Raw genomic sequence first — 12,676 nt, 5'->3', positions numbered from 1 at the left:
CTGCCGGGGGCACAACGCGTTACCACTCTGACCTGGGGTTTCCCCCCGGGGAGGGGTTCCTGCTCGGCCCCGGACCTCTCATCCGGGGCCGTTCCCGTGTCCGGCCGGGATGCGGCGGTGGATGTCCGTCACCAGGTCGCGCATCGCCAGGCGGAAGATCTCGGCCTGGTGGTCGCCCAGGAACGAGGTGTGCCCGAACACCTCCAGGACGACGAGGCCGTGCATGTGGCCCCATCCGCTGAGGAGGAGCGCGGTCGCCTGCGGGGGCAGGGCCGCCAGGCCGTCCGGTGACAGCTGTTCCAGATGGGCGCGGAACGGGGGCGACAGCGTGAGTGTGTCCGCCGCGGCCAGTTGCTCCGGGGTGAAGTCGCCGAACAGGACGCGCTGAAAGACCGCGCTCATCTGCTGCAGCGCCCGGGTGGTCGGGCCGCCGACGGGTGCCGCATAGCTCCGCAGGGGTGTCCCGTACAGGAGTTGGAACCGCTCGGGGTGGGAGACGGCCCACTGGCGGTAGCCCTCGGCCGCGATCACGAAGCGCGGTAGGGACGGGTCGGGCGGGGTGGTGTCGGTGGTGTCGGCGGCGGTCTGTACGGCGGTGGCCAGGTCCTCGTACGCCTGGGCTATGAGCACCGTGACCAGGGCGTTCCGGTCGGGGAAGTAGTGGTAGAGCGCCTGCACGCTCATGCCGAGGCTCCGGGCCACCGCGCGCAGGGACAGGGCGGCGGAGCCGTGCTCGGTGATGTGGAGCTCGGCGGCTTTCACTATCTCCTGGGTGGCGACGGCCCGGCGTCGCTGTCGCAGGGAGGGCGGAGCCGACGGCTGTTCGTCTGCGGGCATGCGGCCGAGCCTACGGCGGACCCGGCCGTACCGGGAGGCCTTGGCGATCGCCGCCCGGAAGTCCTGCGTGCTGTGCGAAAAATTTGACGGTGTCAGGTAAATCTCGCACTGCTCAACAACTCGCACTCTCACTAACGTCGTTCACGGCGACGAAGCGTGCGACACCGCGCCCCTCCCTGGTGGAGAAGGGCTCCGCGGGCACTGCACCGGCTCCCCTGTGCACCGGGCAGACACACGTCGTTCTCACCGTTGGAGGCAAAGGAGATGTGGCGTGTTTGAACGCTTGGCCGAACTGGCGATTCGCCGTTCCCGGTCGGTACTCGTCGTGGCCGCTGTGGCCTTGGTGCTCATGGGCGCGGTCGGCGCGGGCGCGTTCGGCAAGTTGCTCGGCGGGGGCTTCGACGACCCGGCGTCCCCCTCCTCCCGGGCCGCGGTGGTCATCGACGAGAAGTTCGGGGGAGAGACGAACTTGGTGCTGCTGGTCAGTGCCGCCGACGGCTCCGTCGACTCCCCCTCCGTACGGCGGAGCGGGCAGAGCCTGGTCGCCGGCCTCAAGGAGGAGAAGGGGCTGACCAATGTCGTCTCGTACTGGGACAGCGGCAGCCCGGACCTCCGTTCCGAGGACGGCCGGGAAGCCATGGTGCTCGCCCATGTGACGGGCGACGAGACGCGGCAGCAGGAAAACGCCCAACAGGTCATCGACGACTACACCGGTGCACAGGACGGTGGCCTCACGGTCCGGGCCGGAGGCGGCGCGGCCGTGGGCAGCGATCTGTCGGGTCAGGTGGTCGACGATCTGATCCTGGCCGAGGCCATCGCCATACCGCTCACCCTCGTCCTGCTCCTGTTCGTCTTCGGCAGCGTGGTCGCGGCCCTGCTGCCGCTGGTCATCGCCGTCATTGCCATCCTCGGCTCGTTCGCCCAGCTCTCCCTCCTGGGCAGTGTCACCGATGTCGCCAACACCGCGACCAACCTCACCACCGCCCTGGGTCTCGGACTCGGCATCGACTACGCCCTGTTGCTGGTCAGCCGCTTCCGCGAGCAGCTGTCGGCCGGTGCGAGCGTGGACGACGCCGTCCGGGCCACGGTGAGCACCGCGGGCCGCACCGTCGCGTTCTCCGCCGCGACCGTGGCGGCGGCCCTCGGGTCACTCCTGGTGTTCCCCCAGTACTTCCTGCGCTCGTTCGGATTCGCGGGAGTCGGTGTCGTCGCCGTCGCCGCCGTCAGCACGTTGTTCGTGATGCCGGCGCTGTTCGTCGTCCTGGGGCACCGCGTCAACAGCGGCCGGCTGCCGTGGGCGAAGCGGGGGCGCGTCGATGAGCGGACACCCTTGTGGGGGCGGCTGGCCCGCACCGTCATGCGACGGCCCGCGATCACCGCCCTGCCCGCGCTCGCCGTGCTGCTGCTCGCGGCGAGCCCGCTGCTCGGCATCACCTTCGGCACCCCGGACGAGCGTGTGCTGCCCGAGGGCGCCGAGAGCCGCCAGGTCGCCACGGCGCTGCGGGAGAACTTCGACGGCAGCGAGGAGTCGGCCCTCCATGTGGTCATCGACCAGCCGGTGGCCGAGACCCCACTGGCGTCGTACGCGGCCGGTCTGTCCGGGCTCGACGGTGTCGTACGCGTCGATACCGGTGCGGGAAGCTACGCCGGGGGAGAGCCCACCGCCACCGGCCCCGGGAACCCCGCCCTCGGCCGGCCCGACGGGCAGCGGATCACCGTGGTGAGCGCTCTGCAACCGAAGTCGGACGCGGCGCAGAGCCTGGTGAAGGAGGTACGTGCGACCGATCCGCCCGCCGGGGCGGCGAGTCCGCTGGTGGGTGGCACCGATGCCGAACTGGTCGACTCCAAGACCTCCATCGGCGACCGGCTGCCCATCGCCGTGGCCCTGATCGTCGTCACCACCTTCGTCCTGCTCTTCCTCTTCACCGGCAGCGTGGTGCAGCCGCTGCGGGCCCTGGCCCTCAACATCGTCAGCCTGGCGGCGACCCTCGGCGTGATGACCTGGATCTTCCAGGACGGCGCCCTCTCCTCCCTGCTCGGCTTCACGGCGCAGCCGATGGAGATGTCGATGACCGTCCTGATGTTCTGCATCGCCTTCGGTCTCTCCATGGACTACGAGGTGTTCGTCACCAGCCGGATCAAGGAACTCCACGATCTCGGCGAGGACAACGAGTCCGCCGTGACCCACGGCCTCGGCCGCACCGGGCGCATCGTCAGCGCGGCGGCGCTTCTGCTCGCGGTGAGCTTCTTCGCCTTCGGCACGGCGGAGATCAGCTTCATGCAGATGTTCGGCCTGGGCAGCGGGCTGGCCATCCTCATCGACGCCATAGCCGTACGCGGTGTGCTCGTCCCCGCCGCGATGCGTCTGCTCGGCCGATCGGCCTGGTACGCGCCCGGCCCCCTGCGGAGGTTCCACGACCGGTTCGGGCTCAGTGAGGGCGCGCCGGGGGCGGTTCCGGCACCCGCACCCGCCGTGAACGCGCCGCGCGTCCCGCGTGTCAAGGACTCGACGGGGGTCTGACCCGCGTACGGGAGTGGTCGGTGAGGATCTCGGCGATCACGTGCGCCGCGATCCTCGCCATCACCGGGTTCGTTTCCCGGTAGTGCGCGAGCTCCATCAGGGCGATGGAGAGCGCCCAGCCCCGCCCCCGCCGCCAGGTGGCGTCGTCGGCCGCGACCGCCGTACGGAACGTCTCCCTGGCCCCGGATGTCAGCAGGTACCAGGCCGCGATCAGGTCGACGGCGGGATCGGCGACACCGGTGCAGCCGAAGTCGATGACCGCGGTGAGGCGGTCCCCCGCGACCAGGACGTTGCCCGGCTGGAGGTCCCCGTGCACCCAGACGGGCCGGCCCGTGAAGGGCTCCGCGGCCAGGGCCTCGTGCCAGGCGGCGGTGGCGCTCGCCCGGTCCAGGACCCCGCCCAGGGCCGCGAGCGCCTCAGTCGTCTCCGTATCGCGGGAGGCCAGAGGTTCGCTGCGGTAGGCGGGCGGGGCGTCCGCCGGGTCGATCCGGCGCAGCGCCAGCACGAACTCCGCCAGATCGGCCGCGAGCAGTTCGGAGACCGAAGAGCCGTCGCCAGGACTCGGGTTCGTCCCGTCCAGCCAGGTGCAGACCGACCAGGGCCGGGGAAAGGCCTCGTCCGGAACCCCCTGGGCCAGCGGGAGGGGTACGGGGAAGGGCAGCCGCGATGCCAGCAGGGGCAGCCACCGGTGCTCCGTCGCCACATCCGCCGCACTGCCCTCGGTACGGGGCAGCCGTACGGCCTTGTCGGCGCCCAGGCGGTAGATCGCGTTCGCGGTCCCGGTCGCACCGGCCGCCTTCACGGGCAGGTCCGCCCAGTGCGGGAACTGGGCGGCGATCAGGCCGCGTACGAGCGACGGTTCGATGATCATGCGCCGATCGAACCAGGTGGCCCCGCGCGCGCACAACGGGTCCGTCCCCCGCCGTCCCGGAGAAAAGCCGGTGCGGTGCGGCGTCCCCGTACGGGAGGATCTGCGGCCATGACCCGCCCGCCGCGCACCCTCGTCCTCCCGCCCCGGCTCACCGCCTCCGCCCGGACGCTGCGTGCCGCCGCGCTGCGGCGCGGGCTGCGCACCGTGGAGGCGACGGCCTCCGCCGTACCGGAGGGGCTGGGTGGTCCGGGGTGGGCAGCGCTCCCGGGGCTCCCGGTGCTCCCGTGGCCGACCGCGTCCACCGCCGGCACCGGTAGCACCGGGAGAGCTGCCAGCACCGGGGGCACCGAGGGCACCCCGAGCGCCGAGGGCACCGACAGCACCGGGGGCACCCCGTATGCCGGAGGCACCGACAGCACCCCGAGCGGCGGAGGAACCCACCGCGCTGAGGGCGAAGGACACGCCGTGCATCTGCACGCCGGGCCCTCCTTCGCCGACGTCGTGGCCCCCGCGCTCGGGATCGCCCTCCTGGAGGCCCCCGCGGACTGGCTCGCACGGCTCCCCCGGGCGCTCACCCGGCGGGAGATCCGGGCGATGCCGATCGACGAGGCGTACCGGCTGCGACGCCCCGCCTTCGTCAAGTCACCCAACGACAAGAGCGTTTCGGCGCTCGTGTACGCGGACGGGTCCCGGCTGCCCGGACCGGATGCCGTGGACCCGGCGACCGTGGTGCTGGTGAGCGACGTGATGACGTTCGCCGTCGAGTACCGGCTCCACGTGCTCGACGGGGCCGTCCACGCGGCCGGCCAGTACGCCGAGTCCGGCCGGCTCCGGCTCGGGTCGGCGGACGGCGACGCGCTCACCTTCGGGCGGGAGGTCCTCACGGCGGCCGGGGAGACGCTGCCGTCCGCGATCGTCGTCGACGTCGGCCGGGACGACGAGGGCCGATGGGCCGTGATCGAAGCCAACGCCGCCTGGGCGAGCGGGTGTTACTCGGCCGACGCGGACCGGGTCCTCGACACGGTCCTCCGCTCCGCCGGCCCCGTCACGGAGCTGTCGCCGCACGACCGCGGCTTCGTGCGGTAGCCCGGAGGACCGGTCGGCCTCGCGGGGGCGCACAGCCGCGCGGCCGCCCAGCAATTGGCCGCCCAGCAATCAGACGCTCAGCAATCAGCCGCTCAGCGTCACTGCACCGAACGGAACACCAACGGTCAGCTCAGTTCTTCGGGGCAGGGCGTGCCCGGCTGGAGCTGGTAGGGGGCCGCCAGCCGGTACACGCCCGGTCGCGGCGCGAGCAGTTCGGTCCACTCGTCGCCGTACGGGCCCTCCTCGACCTTGTTCAGGCAGCCGTTGGTGTTGAGATAGGTCTTCGGCGCGGTCTCGTCCGCCTCCGACCGCGCCTTCGACTCCTCGGTCTCCAGCGGGCGCTTCACGCTCTTGCCCTCCTCGTCGACGAGGGCGAGCCAGCGCGTGTACGGGATGCGGATCAGCACCCGTCCCGCCGACTTCACGGTGATCGTCAGTTCGTCCGCGCCGGCCCGCTCCACCGTCGCGGGCGGGTCGGCGAGCGGCACCGGGTCCAGGACCCGGAAGAGCTTCCAGTTCGCGTCGCCCCAGATCTCGCGCAGGTACGGCTGCCCCTGCTCGACCAGCTCCGCCTCCTGGATCGCCCCGTTGTCCGGCCGGTCCTCCGGCAGCACCACGTAGTGCACGGCCCAGCGGTCCAGCCACTCCCGGTAGTTCACCGGGTCGAGCGTGTCGTCGTAGAAGAGCGGGTTGCGCTTCATGTCCGCCTGGCGGTTCCAGCCGCGCGCCAGGTTGACGTACGGGGCGAGCGCCGATGACTCGCGGTGACTGCTCGCCGGCACCACCTCGACCCGGCCGCGCTCCGCCTCCACCTGCTGGAGCTGGTTGATCAGCGGGGCCAGTTCCCGGTTCCAGGACGCGGCGGGCGCGGTCCGGACGATGTCGTCGACGCCCTTGAACCCGATCCAGAAGTTGAGGCCCACGAAGGCCAGGACCAGGGCGTACCAGCGACGGCTGCGCGGCGCCGCGTACGGCAGGGCGGCGAGCAGCGCCACCCCGGCGAACAGCATCGCCATGCGCGTGATGTTCGACCCGATCTGCGAGTCGATGACGTACGTGAGCAGCGTGCCGATCCCGTAGACGGCGGCGGCGGTGCGGACCGTGCTCCAGTCGCGCGGTACGAGGACGTACACGAGGGCCGCGAAGAGGAAGGGCAGCGACAGCGTCCCGAGCGACATCGGCTGCGTACCGGAGAACGGGAACAGCCAGGCGGACAGCCCCACCACGGCGACCGGTGCGAGCCCGATCGCGTACGCGCCGGGGCGTCGTTTGTGGAGGAACAGCGCTGCCGCGACGACGCCCAGGAAGAGTCCGGCTACGGGGCTGGACGCGGTGGCGAGCGCGGCGAGCGGGGCCGCGACGCCGGCCTTGGCCCACCGCTTGTACCGCCAGCGGTAGGGCCAGCAGAACACCGCGGCCACCGCGCCGACGGCGAACATCATGCCGAGCCCGAAGGTCACCCGGCCCGACAGTGCGTTGCACAGGAACGCGAAGACCCCGGCGAGCGAGCAGGCCAGCGGATTGCGCACGGCCGGGACCCGCACGAGGATCAGCGCGGTCAGCGCGGAGGAGACCGTGCCGACGATCATCATCGTCGTACGGACGCCGAGCAGCGACATCAGGTAGGGCGAGACCACGCTGTACGAGACGGGGTGCATGCCCCCGTACCAGGCCAGGTTGTACGCCGTGCCGGGGTGCCGGCCCACGAACTCGGCCCAGGCGTCCTGCGCGGCGATGTCGCCGCCCGTGTTGGCGAGGAAGAAGAACCAGAGGAGGTGGCCGACGGCGGCGGCGGCCGTCGCGATGGTGACGGGGTGCCGCAGCAGGCGACGGGCCCTGGCCGGCGACGGCTCGGAGACTGCGGGCCCCTCTGCGGGACCCGCGAGCCCTGGAGTCCCGGAAGTCCCGGCGGCCGTGGAGGGATCACCGGCCGCTGTGGAGGGATCGGAGGAATCACGGGAATCCGGGACACGGGGGGACGGCACGCGAACGTGCAGCGTTTCGCCCCCGGCCCCTGTGGTCTCGTCCGCCTCGCGGCCGGGCTTCGGCTCCGCGGTGGTCACTACGGCTCTCCCCGTCCTCCGCCGGCCCCGTACCTCTGCAAGGACGCGTCCCAGCGTCCCTGAGTTGTCCGGGGACGCTAACACGTACCGCCTGCACGTATCTCTGTCATATACGCCATATACAGGGAGGGGCGGCCCACAGCGTCGTCCGCCCCTCCCCGCTCCGGTGACTCAGCCGATCCTGGCCAGCTTGTCGCCGAAGGCCGGCTCGGTCAGATCGCTCTGCAGCACCACCGGTGCCGTGACCTTTCCGGTGCCGGTGCCCACGGTCACCATGCCGACCTCGCTCCCGGACTTCGCGGCGTGATCGATGCCCTCGCCGTTGTCCGTGACCTTCAGCTCGACCTCCAGGCCGGACCAGCCGACCGCCTTGAGGTTCTTGGTGGCGATCACCGGGGTCTGTCCGCCGAACCCGTTGTTCACGTACCCGACGACATCACCCTTCTTCACCACCGTCGTCGAGGTCGCGGCCTCCTGTGCGTCCTTGATCAGCTTCAGGCTGTTCTGGAGGGACAGCTCCAGACTGTCGTAGACCCGGCCCGTGCCGGCCTGCTGGCCCATGACCGCTCCGTAGATCCACAGCATCTTGCCGTCGACCTTGGTGTTCGCGGACCAGAGCAGGTTGCCGCCCGCCGGGGTGGAGGACCCCGTCTTGATGCCGCTCACGCCGGGCTGCAACAGGAGGTTGTTGTTGTTGTAGATCTTGCCGTCTATGCCCTCGATCTCGATCTCGGGCATGTCCACGATCTTCCTGAAGACCTCGTTGCGCATGACCGCCTGCGCCAGCTTCAGCTGGTCGGTGGCGGTGGAGACCGTGGTCTTCTCCAGCCCGCTCGGGTCCGTGTACGTCGACCCGGTCATGCCGAGCTCCTTGGCCGCGTCGTTCATCTTGCCGATGAACGCGTCCTCGGAACCGGCGTCCCAGCGCGCGAGCAGCCGAGCCGCGTTGTTGCCCGAGGGGATCATCAGCAGCTGGAGCATCTGCCGCTGGCTGAGCTTCTGGCCCTTGGTCAGCGGGGCCGTCGACTCGTCGGGCCGCTTGGACTCGTCCTCGGCCTTCTGGTCGACGGTGATCGTCTCGCCCTCCTCGTCACCCTTGAGGGGGTGCTCCTGGAGGATCACGTAGGCGGTCATGACCTTCGCGACGCTGGCGATCGGGGCCGGCTTCTGCGCGCCCTCGGAACCGAGCGACCCGACGCCGTCGACCATCACGGCCGACTGCCCCTGGCCCGGCCAGGACAGCTTCGTCTCGCCGCCCTCGAAGGTGTACGTCGGCTTCGCCGTGAGCTCCAGCGAGGGCTCCGGCAGCGGGCGCATCACCTGCACGATCGCAAAGACGATCAGCAGGAGGAGCACCAGCGGGGTCCAGATCTTGACCCGCCGGACGGCGGTCCGGGCCGGGGTCTCCGGGGGCGGCGGGGTGTTCGTCAGCTCGGCGAGCAGGTCGAGGGGAGGCCTCGGCGGCAGCGGCTGCTGCCGGGTCCGCTCGGCTGCCGCCCAGGACGGGGCGGCGGGTGGCGGGGAGGCGGCCTCCGGGGTGCGCACGGGCGCCTCGGATCCGGTACCGGGTCCGGGCTCCGGCTTGCGGGGCGCGGGGGCGGACCGTACGTCGTCGGAGCGCAGCGGCACGAACGTGCTCGTGCGCTCCACCTCGCTCTCGGGCTTGTTCCCGGGCTTGTTCCCGGGCTTGTTCCCGGGCTTGTTCCCGGGCTTGTTCTCGCTCTTGCCGCCGGGCAGGTCCTCGCTCGGCGGGAGCTTCAGCGCGGTCGTCGCCTGGTCGACCCGGTCGGCCGCACCGACCGGCTTGACCGCCTCGACCGGCTTGACCGCCTTGAAGATGGCGGTGGGCTGATCGATTCCTCGCAGGTCGGAGGCGTCGGACGCGCTGTCCGGCTCGGCGTCGGCCTTCGGTCCGGGCTTGGAGGTGGGCGTGGAATCGGGCGCGGCGGTGGGCGTGGATACGGGCGTGGGGCCGGCCTTCGCCGTGTCGTCGGGCTCGCCCTTCGACCCCGGCTCGGCGTCGTCCCCGTCCGCCTCGGGCTCCGCCTCCGCCTCCGCGTCCGGCTCTGCTGTCGCAGAACGTTCGTCCTCGGCGTCGGAGTCCGCGTCGTCCTCGTTGTCCGCCGCCGGTTTGTCCTCGGCATCGGCATCGGCCTCGACCTCGGCATCGACCCACGCGGCCACTGCGGCACGCAGCCGGCCGTCCCCGGGCTCGGCATCGGGCTCGGCCGACGCCTCCAAGGGGGACGCTTCCGCGCCGGACGCCTCCGTGCCCGTGTCCGGGCTCGTGCCGCCCTCTGCGACTCCCGTGCCCTCCGAAGACCTACCGGCCTCCCCAGGGGCCGTGGAGGCCGCCACAGGCTCACGCTCCGGCTCGACCTCGGGCCCGGATGCGTTCTCCGGCTCACGCACCGCGGCAGAGGATTCCGCCCCGGGCTCGCGCCGAACGGCGTCCTCCGGAAGCCGGGGACGGAAGACAGCGGTCGCCGTGTCGGACGTGGCGCCCGGACTCACGCCCGTATCCGCGTTCCCGCCCGCATCCGCATCCGCGTCCGTGTCCGCGCCGGGGTCACGGAACACGGCGAAGCGCGGGTCGCGTTCCTCCGCAGCCGTCCCCGACGACTTCTGCTGCTCCGTTTTGTCGGGGGACTCGCCCGCCACCGATGCCTCCTCCATGCGCTGCGGGGTCACCCCGCGCTGTCCGAACCATCTACCAGTGTCCTGTGTGAACCCCTGGCCGAGCTGCTAGACGAGAACGACATACCTACTGGTTCCCTTGCAAAGCAGGCAGGCGCTCTCGACAGACCAATGTGAGAGGGGTCACCCTGTCAGACATCCACGCGGGGAGGCATGGATGGGCAGGAGCCGCAGAACAATCCCGGAGGAGCTTTTGCTGCTCGCTCTGGACCCGACCACGGGTACCACAGCGCAGCCGCAGTCGCTCGACCTCGGCCTGGCCGGGGCACAGCTAGTGGAGCTGGCTCTGGCAGGACGGATAGCCCCTGACGGGGATCGTATCGCCGTGGTGATGCCACGGCCGACAGGAGATCCGACTCTGGACTCCGCACTGGAGCTGCTGCGCCGTCGTGGCAGCCCGGTTCGGGCGGTCCACTGGATCGGCGGGCCCCGCCTGGGGCTGCGCCAGATCTATCTCGCCCATCTGGAGCGGTGCGGCATGGTTCATGCCGTGGCGGGCCAGATGTGCGGAGTGCTGCCGACGACTCGCTACCAAGCGACGGAGACGGCGATCAGCCGGGACATAAGGAACCGGCTGGACAGCGCGATCCGTACCGGCGTACCGCCGGACCCGCGGACCGCGGCGCTCGCCGCACTGGCCCACGCGGTCGGACTCGGCAAGCATCTGTACCCCGGGAACGAGGGGCGCTCTTCGCGCTCCCGGCTCCGGGACCTGATCAGGCACGACCCGATGGGCGGACTCGTGGCGCACGCCGTGATGGACGTCCAGAACGGAGTGGCCGTCCAGCCACGCCGTACGCAGCAGGCAGCGGGCGTTCCGTTGCAGCAGCAAGCACAGGCCCGTCGCGGCAGCATGGCGCACACCGCCGCGAGCTGACCGCACGGACCTGGGAACAGCACAACGCCGTACCGTCGTCCGTCGTCACAGGGCCCGGTCCGGGAGCCGCACCACGCACGGGGCAGCCGGTAGTCACCACCACCGGCTGCCCCGTGCGCTTGCGCGCCCTCCCGCACTCCGGTGCGTACGCCCCCGCGCCCCGCGTGTGGCCGTTTCCCAGCGCGGCCGGGGCAAGGGGTGGCAATCTGCTGAGCAGTAGATACGCACAGCTACATAGCCGGAGGTGCCGTTTCCGTGCCGTCCAACGTCAATCCCACTGTCAGGCGACGCAGGCTGGGCCAGGAATTGCGCCGCCTGCGCGAACTCAAAGGCATGACGGCCGAAGAAGTGGCGGAGCGGCTGCTGGTCTCGCAGTCGAAGATCAGCCGCCTGGAGAACGGCCGCCGGTCCATCAGCCAGCGCGATGTACGCGACCTCTGCGGGGTGTACGAGGTCGAGGACCACCGCATCGTCGACTCGCTGATGCAGATGGCGAAGGACTCCCGTCAGCAGGGCTGGTGGCACGCCTTCGGCGACATCCCGTACAGCGTCTACATCGGTCTGGAGACCGACGCGGAGTCGCTGCGGGTCTACGAGCCCCAGATGGTCCCGGGCCTGCTCCAGACCCGGGCGTACGCCGAGGCGTTGATCAGCGGCGCGCTGCCCGAGGCCCCTGCTTCGGACATCGAGAAGCGGGTCAACGTACGGTCGCGACGGCAGGACCGGGTCAACGCGCCGGAGAACCCGCTGCGGCTGTGGGCCGTGATCGACGAGTCGGCTCTGCGCCGGGTGGTCGGCGACAAGCAGGTGATGATCGAGCAGCTGGAGCACCTCGTCGAGCAGTCCCACCTGCCGCACGTCACCGTGCAGGTCCTGCCGTTCGACATGGGCGCGCACCCGGGCATCAACGGCCAGTACGCGATCCTGGAGTTCCCGGACGCCGCGGACTCCAGCGTCGTCTACATCGAGGGCGTCACGAGCGATCTCTACCTGGAGAAGGCGAACGACGTGCAGCGCTACAGCGTGATGTACGAACACCTGCGGGCGCAGGCGCTGAACGTGGAGCAGACCCGGGAGTTCATCAGCAAGATCGCGAAGTCGTACACGAGTTGACGCGTCGGAGCCGACGCGTCGTGGATAAGCCATTCAGGGAGTGAGTGGGCGGCGGGATGATACACCGCCGCCCACGCGCCACGGAAGGCTTACCGGAGAAAGACCATCCGGACGAGTGAACGGCCATCTCATGGGCGGGGCTTGGCGAGTAGCGTCGATCACGCCAATCGGAATCAGGTTGGTGCGACCCACCCAACTCTCTGAACCGGAGTGAACATGGCAATTCTTCAGGGTGCTACGGACAAGTGGACGAAGTCGTCGTACTCCGGGGGCAACGGCGCGTGCGTCGAGGTCAAGTCCCCGGTCGCGCTGTCCATCGCCGTACGTGACTCGAAGGCCCCCGAGGGCCCCTCGCTCACCTTCGTCCCCGGTGCGTGGAACACCTTCGTGCGCGACGTCGCCACGGGCACGGTCAACGCCTGACCTCGCACGACCGCACCACCACGCAACACCGCACCACCACGCAACACCGCACCACCACGCAACACCGCACCACCTCTCAACACCGCAGCACCTCTCAACACCGCAGCACCGCACCACGCACCACCGCAGCACCGCACCACCTGATGGAGCCCTCTCGACCGGTTCGCCGTCCTGGCCGAGGGGGCTCG

Annotated in this window: 9 protein-coding genes; 5 read left to right on the top strand and 4 right to left on the bottom strand. The window is 70.9% G+C overall.

All coding sequences use genetic code 11. From position 1 onward, the window contains the following. Window positions 1-78: 78 nt before the first annotated feature. Window positions 79-837, bottom strand: coding sequence for a TetR/AcrR family transcriptional regulator (locus N7925_RS21025; RefSeq protein ID WP_265601060.1), 759 nt, complete (start codon window positions 835-837; stop codon window positions 79-81). A gap of 271 nt (window positions 838-1,108) precedes the next feature. Between N7925_RS21025 and N7925_RS21020 the strand changes: the two genes are divergently transcribed. Next, complete coding sequence (locus tag N7925_RS21020) at window positions 1,109-3,358, top strand: MMPL family transporter (RefSeq protein WP_274344779.1); 2,250 nt, start codon at window positions 1,109-1,111, stop codon at window positions 3,356-3,358. On the opposite strand, the gene N7925_RS21015 is transcribed toward N7925_RS21020, so the two are convergent. Continuing rightward, window positions 3,336-4,229, bottom strand: coding sequence for an aminoglycoside phosphotransferase family protein (locus N7925_RS21015; protein WP_274344778.1), 894 nt, complete (start codon window positions 4,227-4,229; stop codon window positions 3,336-3,338). The two genes, N7925_RS21020 and N7925_RS21015, sit on opposite strands and share 23 nt — an antisense overlap. A 108-nt stretch (window positions 4,230-4,337) precedes the next feature. Here N7925_RS21015 and N7925_RS21010 point away from each other — a divergent pair, with 108 nt between their 5' ends. Next, window positions 4,338-5,315, top strand: a complete 978-nt coding sequence (locus N7925_RS21010; protein ID WP_274344777.1) for an ATP-grasp domain-containing protein — start codon at window positions 4,338-4,340, stop codon at window positions 5,313-5,315. A gap of 125 nt (window positions 5,316-5,440) precedes the next feature. Here N7925_RS21010 and N7925_RS21005 read toward each other — a convergent pair whose 3' ends face one another. Together N7925_RS21005 and N7925_RS21000 are read right to left on the bottom strand one after the other, a co-directional pair. Continuing rightward, window positions 5,441-7,378 carry an MFS transporter gene (locus N7925_RS21005; protein WP_274344776.1) on the bottom strand — a complete coding sequence of 646 codons (1,938 nt, stop codon included), beginning with the start codon at window positions 7,376-7,378 and terminating at the stop codon, window positions 5,441-5,443. A gap of 171 nt (window positions 7,379-7,549) precedes the next feature. Beyond that, window positions 7,550-10,039, bottom strand: a complete 2,490-nt coding sequence (locus N7925_RS21000) for a D-alanyl-D-alanine carboxypeptidase (protein ID WP_274346515.1) — start codon at window positions 10,037-10,039, stop codon at window positions 7,550-7,552. A 193-nt stretch (window positions 10,040-10,232) separates the two neighbouring features. Between N7925_RS21000 and N7925_RS20995 the strand changes: the two genes are divergently transcribed. The 3 genes from N7925_RS20995 (at window position 10,233) to N7925_RS20985 (ending at window position 12,488) form a co-directional block, all read left to right on the top strand. Then, on the top strand, window positions 10,233-10,952 hold the full coding sequence (locus tag N7925_RS20995) for a GOLPH3/VPS74 family protein (RefSeq protein ID WP_265601055.1): 720 nt from the start codon (window positions 10,233-10,235) through the stop codon (window positions 10,950-10,952). 255 nt (window positions 10,953-11,207) lie between these two features. After that, on the top strand, window positions 11,208-12,065 hold the full coding sequence (locus N7925_RS20990) for a helix-turn-helix domain-containing protein (RefSeq protein ID WP_265601054.1): 858 nt from the start codon (window positions 11,208-11,210) through the stop codon (window positions 12,063-12,065). A 216-nt stretch (window positions 12,066-12,281) separates the two neighbouring features. After that, on the top strand, window positions 12,282-12,488 hold the full coding sequence (locus N7925_RS20985) for a DUF397 domain-containing protein (RefSeq protein ID WP_265601053.1): 207 nt from the start codon (window positions 12,282-12,284) through the stop codon (window positions 12,486-12,488). Window positions 12,489-12,676 lie beyond the last annotated feature (188 nt).

Origin of the sequence: Streptomyces sp. CA-278952 (assembly GCF_028747205.1) — a bacterium.
Taxonomy (GTDB): Bacteria; Actinomycetota; Actinomycetes; order Streptomycetales; family Streptomycetaceae; genus Streptomyces.
Note: the sequence above shows the minus strand (reverse complement) of the source record. Positions and strands in the feature narration are given on the sequence as shown.

Bases quoted from the DNA above. Each gene is read 5' to 3' on its own strand.
- N7925_RS21025 (WP_265601060.1), bottom strand. From the start codon at position 837: ATGCCCGCAGACGAACAGCCGTCGGCTCCGCCCTCCCTGCGACAGCGA.
- N7925_RS21015 (WP_274344778.1), bottom strand. From the start codon at position 4,229: ATGATCATCGAACCGTCGCTCGTACGCGGCCTGATCGCCGCCCAGTTC.
- N7925_RS21010 (WP_274344777.1), top strand. From the start codon at position 4,338: ATGACCCGCCCGCCGCGCACCCTCGTCCTCCCGCCCCGGCTCACCGCC.
- N7925_RS20995 (WP_265601055.1), top strand. From the start codon at position 10,233: ATGGGCAGGAGCCGCAGAACAATCCCGGAGGAGCTTTTGCTGCTCGCT.
- N7925_RS20985 (WP_265601053.1), top strand. From the start codon at position 12,282: ATGGCAATTCTTCAGGGTGCTACGGACAAGTGGACGAAGTCGTCGTAC.